The organism is Pseudomonas sp. CC120222-01a (genome assembly GCF_003097235.1).
Lineage (GTDB): Bacteria > Pseudomonadota > Gammaproteobacteria > Pseudomonadales > Pseudomonadaceae > Aquipseudomonas.
In genome coordinates this window covers 60,631-77,858 of record NZ_QEQQ01000016.1, presented here as the reverse complement: position 1 = coordinate 77,858, position 17,228 = coordinate 60,631, and the positions used below count along the sequence as shown (strand labels likewise).

Here is a 17,228-nt window from a genome sequence, read left to right as displayed (position 1 = left end):
CGGAGCGCATCAAACCGATTCGGATGCATCTTCATCGGCTGCGCCGCGTGCTGCTTGAGCATCCTGCAAAGAAATATTCACACAGGCGAAACTGCCGGAAATCAAGCGTCACTTGCGCGTCACAAGGTTGTCATGTGAGCGCAACGCGGCAGGTGGACACTTTTTGTCATGAATACACCTGCCCTACGTATCTGCCTTGTCAGCGAAACCTTCCCACCCGAAATAAACGGCGTGGCCAATACCCTTGGCCGCCTCAGCGAAGGTCTGCGACAGCGTGGCCACCAGGTGGAAATCGTTCGCCCACGGCAAGCCAACGAAGCACCTGCGGACGATGACCAGGGCCTGTTGCTTTGCCGTGGCTGGGCACTGCCCGGCTACCCCGGCCTGCAGTGGGGCGAGGTGTCGATGCACAAGCTGTTGCGCCGCTGGCGCCGGCAGCGCCCGGACGTGCTGTACATCGCTACCGAAGGGCCATTGGGCCTCAGCGCCCTGCGCGCCGCGCGGCGCCTGGGGGTTGCCGTGGTCAGCGGCTTTCATACCAATTTCCCGCAATACTCTGGTCAATACGGCCTCGGCCTGCTGGCGCGCCTGCTCACCCATTACTTGCGCTGGTTCCATCGGCGCACCGCCGCCACCTTGGTGCCCAGCGTCAGCCAGCGCCTGGAGCTGGAACGCCGCGGGTTCGAGCGCCTGGCCTTGATGGCCCGGGGCGTCGATGCCAGCCTGTTCAACCCGGCCCGACGCAGCCAGGCGTTACGCGAAAGCTGGGGGCTCGGCGCGGACGACATCGCCGTGCTGCACGTCGGGCGCCTGGCTGCGGAAAAGAACCTGACGCTGTTGCAGCCCTGCCTGCAAGCCTTGCAGAAGGCTTATCCACAGCGACGCCTGCGCCTGGTGGTGGTGGGTGATGGCCCGCAGCGGGCCGCCCTCGAACAGCAGATGCCGGATGCGGTGTTCTGCGGCGCCCAGCGCGGCGAAGCGCTGGCGGAGCACTACGCCAGCGGCGACCTGTTCCTGTTCCCGAGCCTGACCGAAACCTTTGGCAACGTGGTGCTCGAGGCCATGGCCTCGGGGCTGGCCGTGGTCGCCTACGATGAAGCGGCCGCGGCCCAGCACATCCGCCATGGCCACAGCGGCGCGCTGGCGATGCCTGGCGACCAGTGCGCATTCATCGATGCCGCCTGCTGGCTGCTGGAAGAAAGCGAAACCCTGCGCCGGGTTCGCCTGAACGCCCGCCAACACGCCAGCCGCCAAGGCTGGCCGGCGATCGTCGAGCAATTCGAGTCACACTTGTTCAACGCTTGCCACACGGCACCTGCCGGCAGCCAACCGACAGGCGCCGCGCTGGCGATCAAGCCAGAGTCGTCAACGCCTCGCGGCTGAACGGCAGCACATCCGCTTCACGCCCTTCGCGCACCTTCTGCGCCCATTCGGCATCCACCAACAGGGCACGGCCAACCGCGACCAGGTCGAACTCTTCGTCGCCCAGACGGCGCAGCAAGCCTTCCAGGCTGGCCGGCTTGGCCACCTTGTCAGTGGCGACCATGAATTGCAGGAACTCGCCATCGAGCCCCACGCTGCCGACGGTGATGGTCGGCTTGCCGGTGAGCGTGCGGGTCCAGCCGGCCAGGTTCAGCTCGGAACCTTCGAACTCGGGCTCCCAGAAGCGCCGGGTCGAACAGTGGAAGATATCCACACCCGCCTTCGACAGCGGTTCGAGGAAGGCGGCCAGTGCTTCCGGCGTCTCCACCAGACGTGCGCTGTAGTCCTGCTGCTTCCACTGCGAGAAGCGGAAGATGATCGGGAAGTCCGGCCCCACGGCAGCGCGCACGGCCTGGATCAGCTCGATGGCGAAGCGCGAGCGGCCGGCCAGGTCGCCGCCATATTCGTCGCTGCGGCGGTTGCTGGCCTCCCAGAAGAACTGGTCGATCAGGTAGCCGTGGGCGCCATGGATCTCCACGCCGTCCATGCCGATGGCCTTGGCATCGCGGGCCGCCTGGGCAAAGGCGGCAATCACGTCGCGGATGTCGTCATGGGTCATGCCATGCACCAGCACCTGGCCGTCCTTGACCTTCTCGCTCGGCCCGTAACCCGGCACGCTGGCGTCCGGCTCGGTGCCCAGCCGGCGCACCGTGCCGACGTGCCACAGCTGCGGCACGATACGGCCACCTTCGGCATGCACTGCGTCGACCACCTGCTTCCAGCCGGCCAAGGCATCCTCACCATGGAAGCGCGGCACATTGGGGTAGCCGTTGGCTGCCTTGTGCCCGACCGTGGTGCCCTCGGTGATGATCAGCCCCACGCCTGCCGCAGCACGTCGGCGGTAGTACTCGACCACGCCGGCGTGCGGCACGCCACCCGGGCAGAAGGTACGGGTCATGGGCGCCATGACGACGCGGGTCGGCAGCTCGAGCGCGCCGAGGGTGAAGGGCTGGAACAGGGGGTTGCTGGACATGGGGCGCTTCCATCTGGGGTAGGAAATGCGCCTGAGGTTAGGGGGTGCGAGGGGCTGGGCCCAGCATTATTGATTTGAGTGATTCTGGTACATCGCCGGGGCCGCTACGCGCCCCGGCAGAAGATCAATTCAGGGCTTTTTCGATGGCCTGCACCACCGCTGGATCGTCCGGCGCGGTACGCGGGGCGAAGCGCGCCAGCACCCGTCCGTCCTTGCCCACCAGGAACTTCTCGAAGTTCCAGGTTATGTCACCAGGGAATTCCGCCCCCTCGCCCGCCAGCAAACGGTAGAGCTGGTGACGTTCATGGCCATTGACCTCCAGCTTGGCGCCCAGCGGGAAGCTGACGCCATAGTTGAGGCGGCAGAACTCCTGAATCTCCTTTTCGCTGCCCGGCTCTTGGCCGGCAAACTGGTTGCAGGGCAGGCCCAGCACATTGAAACCCTTGCCCTTGAATTGCTGATGGAGCTTTTCCAGCGAAGCGTATTGCGGCGTCAGGCCACACTTGGAGGCGACATTGACCACCAGCACCACCTGGCCCTTGAACGGAGCCAGGGGCAGGTCCTCGCCGTTCAGCGCCTTCAACGTCAGGTCGTGAAATGCACTCATGATGAATCCCCTCTCAGGTTCCCGGTTGCCGCTGGGGGCGAATTGCGCCCACTAAAAAGGCGCTCTTCCAAGCCGCGCACCTCCCGTTGGGGAGGCATGCCGGCTTGTCCGAGCGCCTGGCGACTTTCTGAGCTTAGCGCAGAAAATCAGTGGTGATGGCCACCTTCACCGTGGATGTGACGGTGAGCGATTTCTTCTTCGCTGGCGTCACGCACGTCGACAACCTTGACCTTGAAGTTCAGGCGCTGGCCAGCCAGTGGGTGGTTGCCGTCGACAGTGATGTCGTCGCCGTCGATGTCGCGGATGGTGACGATCTGCATCTGGCCGTCCGGCGCCGAGGCGTGGAACTGCATGCCGACTTCCAGCTGGTCGACGCCTTCGAACAGGCTGCGGTTCAGGGTGCTGACCAGCTCGGCCAGGTATTCGCCGTAGGCGTCTTCCGGCTCGATGGCAACTTCCAGCTCGTCACCGGCTTGCTTGCCTTCCAGGGCTTTTTCCAGGCCTGGGATGATGTTGGCGGCACCGTGCAGGTAAACCAGCGGCGCACCGCCGGCGGAGCTGTCGATGGTCTCCCCGGCGTCGTTGGTCAGGGTATAGTCGATGGAGACAGCCTTGTTGGCGGCGATCAGCATGGGGCAAGACCTTTTGCAAAAGTATGTAGAACTGACAAGTGTAACCAAGGCATCGCCCGATTGCGACCGCAGCGCGGACGAGGGGCGACCCATCAGTCGGATCACCGGCTTCCACCAGGACGAAGAAGGCCAGTGGGTGGTCGAGCTGTCCTGCGGCCACACCCAGCACCTGCGTCACCAGCCACCGTGGCAGGCACGCCCGTGGGTGCTCGACGCCGAACAGCGTGCCGAGCGCATCGGCCAGCCATTCGCTTGCGGCTGGTGCGCACAAGGGGCCGATAGCGCTACCCTTGGCCGTTGATTCCTTGCACCGCTTATTTCGAGAAGCACGCATGCACACATTTTTCATTGCGCCGACCGACTTTGGTGTCGGCCTGACCTCCATCAGCCTGGGCCTGGTCCGCACCCTGGAACGCGCCGGGCTGAAGGTCGGCTTTTTCAAGCCGATCGCCCAGCCTCACCCCGGCGACACCGGCCCGGAGCGCTCCACCGAACTGGTCGCCCGTACCCACGGCATCAAGCCACCGGTACCACTGAGCCTGGCCCATGTCGAGCGCATGCTTGGCGATGGCCAGCTGGACGAGTTGCTCGAAGAAATCATCCGCCTGTACCAGCAAGCCTGCGTCGGTAATGACGTGGTGGTGGTCGAGGGCATGGTGCCGACCCGCCACGCCAGCTACGCCGCACGGGTCAACCTGCACCTGGCCAAGAGCCTGGATGCCGAAGTGATCCTGGTTTCCGCCCCGGAAAACGAAGTGCTCAGCGAGCTGTCCGGGCGGGTCGAACTGCAGGCCCAGCTGTTCGGCGGCCCGCGCGACCCGAAAGTGCTGGGGGTGATCCTCAACAAGGTGCGCACCGACGAGAGCATGGCCGACTTCGCCACCCGCCTGCGCGAGCACTCGCCACTGCTGCGCGGCAACGACTTCCGCCTGCTCGGCTGCATCCCCTACCAGCCCGAGCTGAACGCCCCGCGCACGCGCGACGTGGCCGAACTGCTCGGTGCCCAGGTGCTCAACGCCGGCGACTACGAACAGCGGCGGATGAACAAGATCATCATCTGCGCCCGCACCGTGGCCAATACGGTACCACTGCTGACGTCGGGGACCCTGGTGGTGACCCCGGGCGATCGCGACGACATCATCCTCGCCGTAAGCCTGGCGGCCATCAATGGCGTGCCCCTGGCCGGCCTGCTGCTGACCAGCGACAGCAAGCCTGATGCGCGCATCCTTGGTCTTTGCCGTGGCGCCCTGCAGGCCGGCCTGCCGATTCTTTCGGTAAGCACCGGCTCCTACGACACCGCCAACCTGCTCAACTCGCTGAACCGCGAAATCCCGGTGGATGACCGTGATCGGGCCGAATTCATCACCGACTTCGTCGCCAGCCACCTGGACGCCGCCTGGCTGCATCAGCGCTGCGGCACGCCACGGGAAATGCGCCTGTCGCCGGCGGTATTCCGTTACCAGTTGATTCAGCGGGCGCAGCAGGCCAACAAGCGCATCGTCCTGCCGGAAGGCGCCGAGCCGCTGCTGGTGCAGGCCGCGGCGATCTGCCAGACGCGTGGCATCGCCCGTTGCGTGCTGTTGGCCAAGCCCGAGGCAGTCGAAGCCGTGGCCCGTGCACAGGGCATCACCCTGCCACCGGACCTGGAGATTCTCGACCCCGAGCTGATCCGCGGGCGCTATGTCGAGCCGATGGTCAACCTGCGCAAGAGCAAGAACCTCAACGCGCCGATGGCCGAGCAACAACTGGAAGACCCTGTGGTGATCGGCACCATGATGCTGGCCCTGGACGAGGTCGATGGCCTGGTCTCGGGCCTGGTGCACTCCACCGCCAACACCATCCGCCCGGCGCTGCAGCTGATCAAGACCGCACCCGGTGCCAGCCTGGTGTCGTCGGTGTTCTTCATGCTGTTCCCCGAGCAGGTGCTGGTGTACGGCGACTGCGTGATGAACCCGCACCCCAGCGCCAGCGAACTGGCCGAGATCGCCCGGCAGAGCGCCGAGTCGGCGCAGGCCTTCGGCATCGCGCCACGGGTGGCGATGATCAGCTACTCAAGCGATTCGGCCAGTGACGAGGAAGTGGAGAAGGTGCGCGAGGCGACGCGCCTGGCACAGGCGGCAGAGCAAGGTCTGCTGATCGACGGGCCGCTACAGTACGACGCCGCCGCCAACCCGCAAGTCGCTCGCCAGCTGGCACCTGAGAGCCAGGTGGCCGGGCGGGCGACGGTGTTCGTGTTCCCTGACCTGAACACTGGCAACACCACCCACAAGGCGGTGCAGCGCAGCACCGACGGGGTCAGCCTGGGGCCGATGCTGCAGGGGTTGCGCAAGCCAGTGAACGACTTGCCGCGAGGGGCGCAGGTGGACGATATCGTCCATACCATCGCCTTGACGGCGATTCAGGCCAGCAGCATCCGCTGAAATGAAAAAGGGCAGGCCGTTACCGGCCTGCCCTTTCTCATTGCGCCGTGCTGAACGGCTTACGGGTACTGCTGAACCTGGCCCTGCTGCTGGTCATACTGCTGACCCGGAATAGGCTTCAGGTTGACCTCTACGCGTCGGTTCTGTGCGCGGCCATTGGCGTCGGCGTTGCTGGCGATCGGCTGGTCCGGGCCCATGCCACGTACCGTGACACGCGAAGCATCCACGCCCTGCGAGGTCAGGTAGGTGCTGACTGCCTGAGCGCGGCGCTGCGACAGGTCCATGTTGTGCTGGCGGCTGCCGGTGCTGTCGGTGAAGCCCACCACTTCAATGGTGTTCTGGTTGAACGACTTGAACGAGTTGGCCAGGTTGTTCAGCGGGTTGTAGAAGCTCGGCGAAATATTGGCCGAGTCGGTGGCGAAGGTGATGTTGCCCGGCATGATCAGCTTGATCTGGTCGCCCTGGCGCTGAACTTCAACGCCCGTGTTGGCCATTTTCGCGCGCAGTTCGGCTTCCTGCTTGTCAGCGTAGTAGCCGTAACCAGCAGCGGCTGCACCGACTGCGGCGGCGCCGATCAGTGCACCCTTGCCACGGTTGTTGTGGTCGATGGCGGCACCGGCAATGGCACCGGCCAGCGCGCCCAGGCCGCCGTACTTGGCGGTCTTGCTCATGCCCGAGGACTCGCCCTGAGCCTGGCCTTGGCTGTCATAAGGATTCTGCCCGGCGCAGCCGGTCATCAGGGCTGCAACGGTTGCGACGATAATCAGACGACGCATGGTGAACATGGACAAGCTCCTACAAAAATTCGTGTGTTCGGCAGATCACAAAGGGATCTATGCCAGGCATAGATCCCTAGGATACGGAAAAATTCCATGAAAGGCTTTTCATCCAGGCTCAAGCCCGCACGAACGGGTTCTCGCGCATCTCGTCGCCGAGGCGCGTATCCGGCCCATGGCCAGTGACCACGATAGCGTCCTCGTCCAGGCGATACAGCCGCTCCTTGATCGAGCGAACGATGGTGCGCTGGTCACCGCCCCACAGGTCGGTACGGCCGATGCCGCGACGGAACAGGGTGTCACCGGCGATCAGCAGCTTGGCATCGGCGAACCAGAAACTCATCGAGCCTGGCGTGTGCCCAGGCGTGTGCAGGGCCACGCCACAACCGCAGGCGAGCTCCTCGTCATCACCCAGCCAACGGTCTGGCGACGGCACCGGGGTATAGGGCACGCCGAACATCTGGCATTGCATTTCCAGGTTGTCCCACAGCGGCTGGTCCTGCTTGTGCAGGTGCAAGGTAGCGCCGGTGAGCTCCTTGAGCTTGCCCGAAGCGAGGAAATGGTCGAAGTGCGCGTGGGTGTGGATGATGCTCACCAGCGTCAGGCCATGGGCCTGCAGGCGGGCGAGGATCTTGTCCGGGTCACCGCCTGGGTCGACGACGATGGCCTTCTTGCTGACCGGGTCGCCGATCAGGGTGCAGTTGCACTGCAGGGGGCCTACGGGGAAGGTTTCGCGGATCAGCGCTATTGCTTTTTCCATGAGTAGATTCAGCAACCGGTTATTCGAACAGGGTTTGAATGCGTGCCAATGCATCGAGAATTACAACTTCAGGGGCCGACTCGACACGCTTGGCACCTCTGGCGTCGAGGTCCACCGTGCGTATCTGATTGCAGAGCAACACACCTTGCGTCAGCGTGCCTGCACCACTGAGCGTAACCGCAAAGCCTGCGTGCCTGGCAAAGTCACCACCTTGAGAAATTGGCACAATGGCAGCCAGACCGGACGCATTGAAGGCCGCTGGCGTGAGCACAAGTGCTGGACGCCCGCTACCTTGCTGTTCTCGTCCAACGGTAGGGTCCAGATTAACCCGAACAATGTCGCCCCTGGCGAACTTGACCCGCTTCACACCTCACGCCCCACTGGGCGCATTGCGTTCCACTCAGCCATATCTTCAGGTTCTGGCGCGTTCAGATCACATTGCGCCATCAATTCTTCAAGGGTGTATTTCGGCCTGGGCCTGATGGGCTTGAGTACCAGAGTCTCCCCTGCTGCATCCAGGCTCAATGTCGAGCCAACGCCAAGGCGCATCTGCTTGAGCACAGTGGCCGGCAAACGGATAGCCGCACTGTTGCCCCATTGCTGAATCTTGATTTGCATGAGTATCTCCCAAGGTAGATACATAGTAGAAACCCTCCTGACGATTGCAAGTGAAATGTAGAAACCTCGTATCTACACTGCCACTCAGCCGCCATGGAAAACAGAGCCGATAACACGACTAGGATTTTTCCTACTAGACCTTGGGAAATAGCCCGCAAGCCTGAACAGCACCCTACATTCGAAGCAAACTACTCATGGCAAATACAACCTGAACAACCCGCCCCCAAGCGCCCCGCCGTTGGCAATCTCGATCCGCCCACGCACGCCGTTTCGCTCATGCAATGCCGCAATCCGCGCCGCGAAATACAGCCCGAGCCCGGTGCTGCCGCTCTGCGAGTCGATACCCTGCACGTAATCCTGCTGGCGCTCGAGCATCCGCGCCGGGTAACCCGGGCCGTCGTCGTTGACGCTGATGACCAGGTGTTCGTCTTCCTCGCCGATGCTGATCAGCAGCGCATGGCCGGCATAGCGCGTGGCGTTGGTGATCACGTTGGCGATCACCGAGGCCACCAGTTCGCGGTCGAAAAAGCCCAACGGGTTGTCGGTCTCGACACGCCAGGTGGCGAGGATATCGTTGTGCTGCAGCACTTCCTGGTGGGCCGCCAGTTGCGCCTCGATGAAGTCATCCAGCTCGTGGTAGTCCGGGCATACCGGCAGCTGGTTCACCCCCAGTTTGTACAGCCCCAGCAACTGCACCAGCATGCCGTTGAGATGACGGAACTCATGCTCGATCACGCCCTGCTCGGTACCGCTGCGCCATTCTTCAGGCAGCCGCGCCAGCCACTGGTCATGGGACTGGATCAGCGCCGACAGCGAGTTCTTCAGGTCATGCACGGTGGAGGCGATCACCGTGGAAAAATCCAGCCCCTGGTTATCCTGACTCATGCGCCGAAAACCTTGATGTGCAGTTTGCGGTACCGGTCGTAGCGGCTGTCGCTGGTCGGGATACCGGCCACGCGGGTCAGGCAGTCGCGGCATTCCTGCTGGATCGCCGGCGGTGTCACCTCGCCACCGATGCGCAACAGGGCTTGCGCCGTGTTGAGCGCGATACTGATGTTCTTAGGCTGCAGCGAAAGGGCCTTGCGGAACATCTGCAAGGCTTCGTTGAGTTGCCCGGCCTGGTAGCTGCGCACGCCCTGGCGGTTGAGGTCGACTGCTTCGGTGACCGCGCCCAGTACGGCCGGGTCGTCAGTCAGTTTGGCCACGCTCTGCATGACTTTGGGATCGTCGCCGTAGGTTTCCACGCAACCTTTGAGGATGCTGCCGCCAGCCGCGTCCTGGCCCAGCGACTGCAGTTGCCTGGCCACGGTCAAGGCGGCCTCGACCGAGAAGAACTGGTCCATCTTCTCCAGCCGCTGCATGGCCTGCTCGGTGAGCTTGGCGGCGGTCTCGGGGTCGCCCGCCTGCTGCAGGCTGGCGGCTTTCATCAGCCGGGCACGCACTTGCAGGCCCTGGTCTTCGAGGTTGTCCTTGGCCACTTCGCTGAGCACGGTGTTGATCTCGACCCGGGCGCGGGCATCCAGGCCGAAGCCTGCGTTCTTGCTCATCAATGCCTGGACCAGCCCAAGGTTGCTTTCGGCATCCTTGTAGCGCGAACTCTGGCCCTGGTTCACCGCATGGCGGAAGGCCTTGGAGGCGCTCTCGAAGTCTTCGTTATCCAACGCCAGCTTGCCCAGGGCGGCCTGTCGGCGCACTGCCAGGGGCGACAAGCGTACCGCTTCTTCGAGCATGCCCTGGGCACGCTTGGTTTCGCCTTGAGCGACCAGCACTTCGGCCATGCCATCGTACAGCCCGGGCATGATCGGAAATGCCTTGAGTGCCTGCTCGTAGACACCCTGGGCCTGGGCGTTCTGCCCGCGCTTGTGCATCAGGCTGCCGAGTGCCGAATACACCCAAGGTTGCGGGCGGCTGGCGAGGATGCTCTTGAGAAACTTCTCCAGTTCATCGAAGCGGTTGAGGTCACGCAGCGCGTCGGCGCGATAGCGCAGGCACAACGGCGCAAAACGCGGGTCCTTCTTGCACAGCTCGGCACACGCCGCCAGCACTTCGGCCGGGCGGCCACGGTCGAGCGCTTGCAGAATCGGCTTGAGCAGGGTCTTGCGCTGGGTCAGCTTGTCCAGGCGCTGGGCCAGGCCCACGCGGTTGAACGGCTTGGTCAGGTAGGCATCAGGCTCGTGCTCCAGGGCACTGAGCACGATGGCCTGGCTGCTCTCGGCCGTGACCATGATGAACACGCATTCATGGCTGATCAGCTTGTCGAGGATCAGGTCCTCGAGGACCTGCTGGCCGTTCTTCTTGCCGTCACCGAGGTGGAAGTCCTGGAGGATATAGTCGTAGCGCTTCTGCCCGCACATGCGCAGGGCCTGCTCACCGCTGTCCGCGGTGTCCACATCGCGCACGCCGAGTTCACGCAGCATGGAACGGGTCGACGTGCGAAAGTCAGTGAAGTCGTCGACGATCAGAAAGCTCTTTTGCCCGTACTGCAGCATCAACACGACCTGTATTGGGAAGATGGGTGGATGGCGCGAGGCGATGCATACCGCCGAAACCTGTATCGGCAGGCGGTCAGGAAAGATGAGGGTGGTGAATGCAGCACGCTCACCAGCGTTACGCATAATGGCCTTGCGCCATCATTTTAACGTGCCATCCCCCTTGCGGCCAGCATCAGGCCAGCAAGCCCAGCGACTTGGCCCGGGCCACTGCCTGGGTGCGACGCTCCACCCCCAGCTTGCTGTTGATATGGCTGGCATGGGTCTTGACGGTATGCAGGGAGATGAACAGCCGCTCACTGATCTGCTGGTTGGAGCAGCCCTGGGCGATCAACTCGAGCACCGCCAGCTCGCGACCACTCAACGCCTCAGTGGCACTGCCTGTAAGTGCCACAGGCTCTGGCAGACGCGCCAGCAGTTCGGCCTGGGCCTGGCAGGCTGGTTGCGCGAGGAGTTGCTCACGCAGCCAGGAAGGGTGCAATTCGATCAGTCGCTGGAAGGGCTGCACCACCCCGCCCCGGGCTGCGCTCAACGCCATGGGTAACAGCTGCGCTGCCTGTGTTTCACGACCTTCGCTCAACAGCAGGTCGACCCATTGCGACAGTGCGTGCAGAGTGAGCATCATGCCGCCGCTTGCCTGCCCGCGTTCGGCCAACGCGCACAGACGCGCCACGGCGTCTTCGCTGCGCTGCTGCACGCGCTCAAGCAGGGCCTGCTGCAGTTCGATATGCAATGGCAGCAAAGGGTGAAACTCTGGGGCCGCCGCAGGGTGCTCGCCGCCGTAGGTCTGCCCCAGGCGCAGCAACCAGGACTCGGCCAGGTCGATACGCCCCTGCGCGAGCCACAGCTCGCACTTCACCAGGGTGATCATGGCCAGGTAGAAGATCGGTGGCACATCCCAGATGTGCATCAGCCGCTCCGCCTCGGCCAGTTCGGCGAACGCCTCGGCATACTGGCCCTCACGGCCATCGAGCGAAGCAATCACGCAATGGCCGATCAGCACGCTGATGTCACGGCAGGCGCGCGCCTCGCCAAGCCCTGCGCGCAAACGCGCGCGCCCTTGCGCGGGTTGCAGGCGCGCCACCAGCAGGTAGCCCTCGTACAGGGTCAGCCGCGCCCGTACCGCGTACAGCCGCTGGGCCGACAGCCCCTGCAGGCGCTGCAAGCCTTGGCGCACTTCATCCAGCGCCCGCAGCACCTCGCCGCGGGCATGCAGCACCCGCGCACGATCGTAATGCGCCAGCGCCTCGAACAACGGATTGCCGACACGCTGCGCCAGCTCCAGCGCTTCGCGGTTCCAGCCACGGGCACGCCAGAAGTCGCCGTCGGCGATGGCCAGGTTGGACAGCGTCGACAGGCACACCAGGCGTTGCCCATAGCGCTTGCTCGGCAGGCTCTGCAGCGCTTCACCGCAATAGGCCAGGGTTCGTTCGCGGTCCCCCCGACCGCGGGCGATGACCCCGCTCAGGGCCAGCCACTGCGCCAGCATCGACTTCTGAGCCGTGGCTGAAGGCGCAGGCAGGAAGCGACTGAGGTAACCGGCCAGTTCCTCAGCGGCATCCAGCTGGCAGGCCAGGCCAAGTGCCCAGCTGTACAGCACGATCAACCGCGGCGTGCTGATCAGCAGGCTGTCGGGCAGGTCCATCTTCCAGCGCAATAGCATGCCGACGTTCTGTTCGGCCAGCAGTTGCTCCTCGGACAGGCTCTGCACCAGGTCGGCGGCAACGTCGAGGTGGCCGGCACGTAACGCCTGTTCCACCGCCTCGTCGAGCAGCCCCTGGGCCTGGAACCAGCGGCAGGCGCGCAGGTGCAGGCGTGCCAGCGGTTCGCTGGACTGGCGGCTGCGCAGCAAGTCAGAGAACAGGTGATGATAGCGATACCATTGGCCATGCTCGTCCAGCGGCACCAGAAACACCTGGTGCGCCTGCAAATAACGCAGGATCGCCTCACTGTCGTGACGTTCACGCAGGGCATCGCACAGCGCCGCGCAGAAGCGCTCCTGGCAGGCCGTGTCGAACAGGAACGCCTGCACATCCGCTGGCAGCATCACGATGACTTCTTCCAACAGGTAGTCACGGATCAGCCCTTCACCGCCGTGCAGGGCCTGGGGCAAGGCATGTTCGTCACCGACCTCGCTGGCAGCCAACTGCCAGAAGCGCAGCCCGGCCACCCAGCCATCACTGCGTTGGATCAGGTTGTCCAGCGCCTGACCCCGCAGCCCCGTGGGCTGGCGGCCAATCACTGCCAGAGATTCGTCCGCTGTCAGGCGCAGATCCTGCTCGCCAAGCTCGACCAGTTGCCGTGACAGGCGCAGCCGCGCCAGGTGCCAGTCCGGGCGCTGGCGGCTGGTCACCAGCAGGACCAGGCCAGCGGGCAAGTGATTGAGGAAGAACTGCAGGCAGCGATCGAGTACCGGCCCCTGGGCCAGGTGGTAGTCGTCCAGCACCAGCAGCAAAGGCGTATCGGCCTGGAGGTAGAGCGCCAACTCGTCGAGCAAGCTGTCGATCCACTCTTCGAACGCAAAGGGTTGGTGGCGCTGGCGCATCTTCAGCAGCCCCATGGCCTGGCCGCCCAGTGCCGGGCAGTACTGCTGCAGCCCTTCGAGCAGGCGCTCGAGGAAACGGCCGGGGTCGGCATCCCGTTGGCTCAGGCCGAGCCAGAGGCTGCGCCAATGGCTGGGCAGGGATTCGCAGAATTCGATGGCCAGGGAGCTTTTGCCAAAGCCGGCGGGGGCGTTGACCAACAACAAGCGCCCGCCAAGGCCGCCCTGCAAGCGTTGGCACAGACGAGCACGCGGCACGTGGCCGTCCGGCTGTGGCGGCCGGAAGAAGCGCCCGTCCAGCAGGCCCAGGGCCTGGCTGGCGAATCCATGCGTACGGGACAGATCTGTCATGGCCGGCTCGTTCTGTTGGGAAGACTACGGCGGTACGGATGCTTGCGAGACTAGCGGGTAATGCAACGCATTTGAAGACGATGGGCACCATTGCCCCGGAAAAGACTGCGACAAAAAGCAACATGGCTGATGGACAGTGGCTGGCGCGGGGCTTTGGCGAGGTATTCATCGGCCTTATCGGCAGGCCATACAGAAACGCCCCGGCAAGCCGGGGCGTTCTGGGAGGGTCACACGGAGTTGCAGGTTTTCAGCTTAGCGGATACCCGACTGGCGCAGGGCGGCTGGCTGGAAATCGGCCTTGCTGGCACTGAAGCCGAAGTCGTAGGCACGCTTCTCTTCGTTCTTCATGCCCAGGGCCAGGTAGCGGCCCGACTGCAGGTCGTAGATGGCTTCAAGGGTGTACCACGGCACCTGCACGTTGTAGTACGGCTGGGCATGGGCCTCGGACACGCGCCACAGCTGGCCGCGGCCGTCATACTGGTCGATCACCGCAGCTTGCCAGGTATCTTCGTCGATGTAGAAGTCACGCTTGGCGTAGATGTGCCGCTGGCCCGGCTTCAGCGTCGCGACCACGTGCCAGACGCGGCGCAGCTCGTAGCGAGACAGGTCCTGGTTGATGTGCCCGGCCTTGAGGATGTCGGCGTACTTGAGCTTCGGGTCATCCAGCTTGAAGGCGTTGGAGGCGATGTACAGCTCCTTCTTGCCCTCGAGCTTCCAGTCGTAGCGGTCCGGCGCGCCGTTGTACATGTCCAGGTTGTCCGAGGTACGCAGGCCATCGGCGGCGGTACCCGGGCCGTCGTACGACACCTGTGGGGCCTGGCGCACACGGCGCTGGCCGGCGTTGTAGATCCATGCCTTGCGCGGTTCCTTGACCTGGTCGAGGGTCTCGTGAACCAGCAGCACGGTACCGGCCAGGCGTGCCGGAGCAGTCACCTCCTGCTTGAAGTAGAACAGGATGTTGCCCGGGTTGTTCGGGTCGTAGTCCTTCATCCGGTCGCGGAACACGAACTGGTCCTGGAAGTACACCAGGCTGTACGACCCGTTCTGCTGCGGCGTGGCCTGGGTGACCAGGCGGGTGACGCTGCCGCCGCGGTAGCGGGTGATGTGGTTCCAGATCACTTCCAGGCCGCTTTTCGGGATCGGGAAAGGCACGGCAGTCTGGAAGTTGTTCAGGCCGTTGCCGCCTTCGACCAGAGTGGTCGCGGTAGCGTTCTTCTTGATCGCGGCGAACACATCGTCAGGCACCGTGGAGCCACGGTGGGTCTTGTAGACCGGGATCTTGAAGGTATCCGGGTAACGCTTGAGCATCGCCAGCTGGCCCGGCGAGAGCTTGTCCTTGTACTGATCGGCATTCTGCGCGGTGATGGTGAACAGCGGCTTGTCGCTGCCGTACGGGTCAGACAGGAAACCCTTGGCATCGACGCTGCCTGCAGTCTTCGACAGCGGCTCCCACGGGCCGATCGAGCCGTCGGCGTTGCCGGCCTTTTCCGCACCCATCGGGGTCAGGGTGCTGCCAAGTTTTGCCGCCTCATCGGCGGAAACCGCAGCCATGACGCTGGTCGCCAGCAGGGACAGGCCCAGTACACCGGCTTGCAACAGACTTCTGGTCTTGTTCATCTCGTGTCGTCCTGGATCAGTGTTCTTAGAAGTTCACGCCGAAGCTGAGGGCGACGAAGTCGCGATCATCCACAGTGCTGTACTTGCCGTCGAAGAAGGTGGTGTACGACAGGCTGGCGGTATAGGTCTGCTGATACTCCGCGTCCAGGCCCAGGCTGATCGCCTTGCGCCCTTCCTCGAAGTTGCCGCCCGGGCCTGGCGAATAACCATCGACGTCATGGGACCAGGCTACGCTCGGGCGCAGGTTCACCCCGGCAAGGACGTTGTTGTAGTCCCAGATCGCACGGACGCGGTAACCCCAGGAATCGGCGGTGGTGTAACCGTCGTTTTCGCAGTAGCGCGACACGTTGTTGGCATTGGAGGTACCCAGGGTGCTGGTGTTGAGCGCCTCACATTGGCCATTGGGCAACGGGCCCGGGCCGAACACCGGGTCACGCCCGTAACGCGCCTTGGAAGTGCTTTCCAGACCGCCGACGTGGGTCCAGCCGACTTCGCCGACCATGGTCAGCCGCTCCGCGCCCATCACCTGGTCGAAGAAGTGGGTGAACGTGGTCTGCAGCTGGGTGATTTCCTTGCGGCGGTAGCCCGGCTGGTCGGCACCCGGAGTGCCTTGCAGTACGGACACGTTGGGGTTGAGCGGGGTCAGGCCCGAGTAGAGGATATCGGTGGTATTGAGCTGCACCGGGGCATTCGGCCGGTAGCTGATTTCCCCGCTCCAGGCGGTGCCGGTGGGCAGCGTGGTCGAGAAGCTCAGGCCATACAGGCGGATGTCTTCCGGATATTCGACGTAGTAGCTGGAGTTGCCTGCAACCTGCAGCGGCATCAGGCTCGGCAGCAGATTGGCCAACGCGCCAGCCGGTACCCCCGCCCTGACCAGCGCGCCGGCCAGGCCGGTGGTGCTGTAGAACTGGGCGTCTGCGCCGCGACCACTGAAAATGGGCGCACGGCTGTGATAGTTCATGAAGTAGCCACCAAACTCGGTGTTGAGCGGCTCGAACATGTAGCGCAGGGCGACACCGAACTGCCCGCTGTCGCGCGCATCGCGATCCGCGCCGCGACGCACGATCACCCCTTCGTCTGGGTTGCCGTAGGTCACGCCGCGAGCGGCCAGGGTGTTGTTTACCGGGGTCGCCAGCGGCCCAAGGCGGCTGGTCAGCGAGTTTTTCGTGGCGAGCACCGCCAGGTTGTTGTTGCAACCATCGGCGATCACGTCGGGCTGGGAGAAGAACGTGCCGCAGTTGTCGACAACCGTCTGGTCCCACTCGATCTGGTAGAAGCCTTCGGCCGACAGGTTGTCGGTAAGGCTTTGCGACACGTAGAACATGTTGACCGGGATCAGGCCTTCCTTGATCTCGGCACCCGGGCGACGAAACGCCGAAACGTCGATCGGGTTGATCGCGTTGATGCCGCCGCCGATGAAGGTACTTTCGCCCCAGCTCACCACCTGCTTGCCCAGGCGCACCGAGCCCGGCTGATCGCCGATCGCGTAGTTGTGGTAGACGAAGGCATCGAGCAGTTCCGAACCTGCCGACTTGGCGCCTTCCTTGCGGTTGGAGTCGCTGATATCCTTGAATTCGCGGTTTTCGTCTTTCAGCTCGAAGTCGTACCAGTACTTGCCACGTACGAACACACCGGTGTCGCCGTACTTCAGTTCAAGGTCATGGATGCCTTTGAAGATCTTCGAGAAGGTCTCGCCCTTCTTGAAGTTCAGGTGGCCGTCGTCAGAGGTCTGCGACAGGCCCTTGCCGCCGTTGTTGGCACCAATCAGGTTCTGGTTGGGATTGGCAGTGGACCAGCTGGCGCCGACGGAGAGCGACGAGTCGAACTGGCCTTCGATTTCACCAATGTTGAAACTGACAGCGAAAGCAGGACTTGCGAGCGTGGAAGCAAGGCTGACGGCCAGGGGCAGCTTGGCCCGGCGCCAGAACGGATTTGCAGATTTCATCGACGCTACTCCATGT

Annotated in this window: 15 protein-coding genes; 3 read left to right on the top strand and 12 right to left on the bottom strand. The window is 63.8% G+C overall.

All coding sequences use genetic code 11. The annotated features are described in order from the left end of the window. Positions 1-168 precede the first annotated feature (168 nt). Positions 169-1,383, top strand: coding sequence for a glycosyltransferase family 1 protein (locus tag N430_RS19825; RefSeq protein ID WP_110638449.1), 1,215 nt, complete (start codon positions 169-171; stop codon positions 1,381-1,383). Here the strand turns inward: N430_RS19825 and N430_RS19820 are convergent. From N430_RS19820 to N430_RS19810, 3 genes are all read right to left on the bottom strand, one after another. Further along, on the bottom strand, positions 1,352-2,455 hold the full coding sequence (locus N430_RS19820) for an NADH:flavin oxidoreductase (protein WP_110638448.1): 1,104 nt from the start codon (positions 2,453-2,455) through the stop codon (positions 1,352-1,354). The genes N430_RS19825 and N430_RS19820 overlap by 32 nt on opposite strands. Before the next feature lie 124 nt (positions 2,456-2,579). Next, positions 2,580-3,062, bottom strand: a complete 483-nt coding sequence (locus N430_RS19815; RefSeq protein WP_110638447.1) for a glutathione peroxidase — start codon at positions 3,060-3,062, stop codon at positions 2,580-2,582. A 146-nt stretch (positions 3,063-3,208) separates the two neighbouring features. Continuing rightward, complete coding sequence (locus N430_RS19810; protein WP_027918346.1) at positions 3,209-3,694, bottom strand: peptidylprolyl isomerase; 486 nt, start codon at positions 3,692-3,694, stop codon at positions 3,209-3,211. Here N430_RS19810 and N430_RS19805 point away from each other — a divergent pair. Both N430_RS19805 and pta read left to right on the top strand, forming a co-directional pair. Beyond that, the gene (locus tag N430_RS19805; RefSeq protein ID WP_110638446.1) at positions 3,693-3,995 is read left to right on the top strand and encodes a DUF3565 domain-containing protein; all 303 of its coding nucleotides are present in this window, start codon (positions 3,693-3,695) and stop codon (positions 3,993-3,995) included. The two genes, N430_RS19810 and N430_RS19805, sit on opposite strands and share 2 nt — an antisense overlap. A 31-nt stretch (positions 3,996-4,026) precedes the next feature. Further along, complete coding sequence (pta, locus tag N430_RS19800; protein WP_110638445.1) at positions 4,027-6,114, top strand: phosphate acetyltransferase; 2,088 nt, start codon at positions 4,027-4,029, stop codon at positions 6,112-6,114. A gap of 59 nt (positions 6,115-6,173) precedes the next feature. On the opposite strand, the gene N430_RS19795 is transcribed toward pta, so the two are convergent. The 9 genes from N430_RS19795 to N430_RS19750 form a co-directional block, all read right to left on the bottom strand. Further along, positions 6,174-6,899: an OmpA family protein gene (locus N430_RS19795; protein WP_110638444.1), complete on the bottom strand. Its 726-nt coding sequence runs from the start codon at positions 6,897-6,899 to the stop codon at positions 6,174-6,176. Positions 6,900-7,008: 109 nt separating this feature from the next. Beyond that, the gene (locus N430_RS19790; protein WP_110638443.1) at positions 7,009-7,650 is read right to left on the bottom strand and encodes an MBL fold metallo-hydrolase; all 642 of its coding nucleotides are present in this window, start codon (positions 7,648-7,650) and stop codon (positions 7,009-7,011) included. A 19-nt stretch (positions 7,651-7,669) separates the two neighbouring features. Continuing rightward, positions 7,670-8,017 carry a type II toxin-antitoxin system ChpB family toxin gene (locus tag N430_RS19785; protein WP_110638442.1) on the bottom strand — a complete coding sequence of 116 codons (348 nt, stop codon included), beginning with the start codon at positions 8,015-8,017 and terminating at the stop codon, positions 7,670-7,672. Continuing rightward, positions 8,014-8,292 (bottom strand): AbrB/MazE/SpoVT family DNA-binding domain-containing protein, encoded by a 279-nt coding sequence (locus N430_RS19780; RefSeq protein WP_110638441.1) that lies wholly within the window; start codon positions 8,290-8,292, stop codon positions 8,014-8,016. The genes N430_RS19785 and N430_RS19780 overlap by 4 nt, the downstream gene beginning before the upstream one ends. Positions 8,293-8,460: 168 nt before the next feature. Continuing rightward, positions 8,461-9,153 carry a sensor histidine kinase KdpD gene (locus N430_RS19775; protein WP_110638440.1) on the bottom strand — a complete coding sequence of 231 codons (693 nt, stop codon included), beginning with the start codon at positions 9,151-9,153 and terminating at the stop codon, positions 8,461-8,463. Then, positions 9,150-10,757 carry a tetratricopeptide repeat-containing response regulator gene (locus N430_RS19770; RefSeq protein ID WP_110638504.1) on the bottom strand — a complete coding sequence of 536 codons (1,608 nt, stop codon included), beginning with the start codon at positions 10,755-10,757 and terminating at the stop codon, positions 9,150-9,152. Before N430_RS19770 ends, N430_RS19775 begins: the two co-directional genes overlap by 4 nt. Positions 10,758-10,932: 175 nt before the next feature. Beyond that, positions 10,933-13,650, bottom strand: coding sequence for a LuxR C-terminal-related transcriptional regulator (locus N430_RS19765; protein WP_110638439.1), 2,718 nt, complete (start codon positions 13,648-13,650; stop codon positions 10,933-10,935). Positions 13,651-13,902: 252 nt separating this feature from the next. Continuing rightward, positions 13,903-15,267: a DUF1329 domain-containing protein gene (locus N430_RS19755; RefSeq protein ID WP_110638437.1), complete on the bottom strand. Its 1,365-nt coding sequence runs from the start codon at positions 15,265-15,267 to the stop codon at positions 13,903-13,905. 25 nt (positions 15,268-15,292) lie between these two features. Then, positions 15,293-17,212, bottom strand: coding sequence for a DUF1302 domain-containing protein (locus tag N430_RS19750; protein ID WP_110638436.1), 1,920 nt, complete (start codon positions 17,210-17,212; stop codon positions 15,293-15,295). Positions 17,213-17,228 lie beyond the last annotated feature (16 nt).

Bases quoted from the DNA above. Each gene is read 5' to 3' on its own strand.
- N430_RS19825 (WP_110638449.1), top strand. From the start codon at position 169: ATGAATACACCTGCCCTACGTATCTGCCTTGTCAGCGAAACCTTCCCA.
- N430_RS19820 (WP_110638448.1), bottom strand. From the start codon at position 2,455: ATGTCCAGCAACCCCCTGTTCCAGCCCTTCACCCTCGGCGCGCTCGAG.
- N430_RS19815 (WP_110638447.1), bottom strand. From the start codon at position 3,062: ATGAGTGCATTTCACGACCTGACGTTGAAGGCGCTGAACGGCGAGGAC.
- N430_RS19805 (WP_110638446.1), top strand. From the start codon at position 3,693: ATGGGGCAAGACCTTTTGCAAAAGTATGTAGAACTGACAAGTGTAACC.
- N430_RS19810 (WP_027918346.1), bottom strand. From the start codon at position 3,694: ATGCTGATCGCCGCCAACAAGGCTGTCTCCATCGACTATACCCTGACC.
- pta (WP_110638445.1), top strand. From the start codon at position 4,027: ATGCACACATTTTTCATTGCGCCGACCGACTTTGGTGTCGGCCTGACC.
- N430_RS19795 (WP_110638444.1), bottom strand. From the start codon at position 6,899: ATGTTCACCATGCGTCGTCTGATTATCGTCGCAACCGTTGCAGCCCTG.
- N430_RS19790 (WP_110638443.1), bottom strand. From the start codon at position 7,650: ATGGAAAAAGCAATAGCGCTGATCCGCGAAACCTTCCCCGTAGGCCCC.
- N430_RS19780 (WP_110638441.1), bottom strand. From the start codon at position 8,292: ATGTATCTACCTTGGGAGATACTCATGCAAATCAAGATTCAGCAATGG.
- N430_RS19775 (WP_110638440.1), bottom strand. From the start codon at position 9,153: ATGAGTCAGGATAACCAGGGGCTGGATTTTTCCACGGTGATCGCCTCC.
- N430_RS19770 (WP_110638504.1), bottom strand. From the start codon at position 10,757: ATGCTGCAGTACGGGCAAAAGAGCTTTCTGATCGTCGACGACTTCACT.
- N430_RS19765 (WP_110638439.1), bottom strand. From the start codon at position 13,650: ATGACAGATCTGTCCCGTACGCATGGATTCGCCAGCCAGGCCCTGGGC.
- N430_RS19755 (WP_110638437.1), bottom strand. From the start codon at position 15,267: ATGAACAAGACCAGAAGTCTGTTGCAAGCCGGTGTACTGGGCCTGTCC.
- N430_RS19750 (WP_110638436.1), bottom strand. From the start codon at position 17,212: ATGAAATCTGCAAATCCGTTCTGGCGCCGGGCCAAGCTGCCCCTGGCC.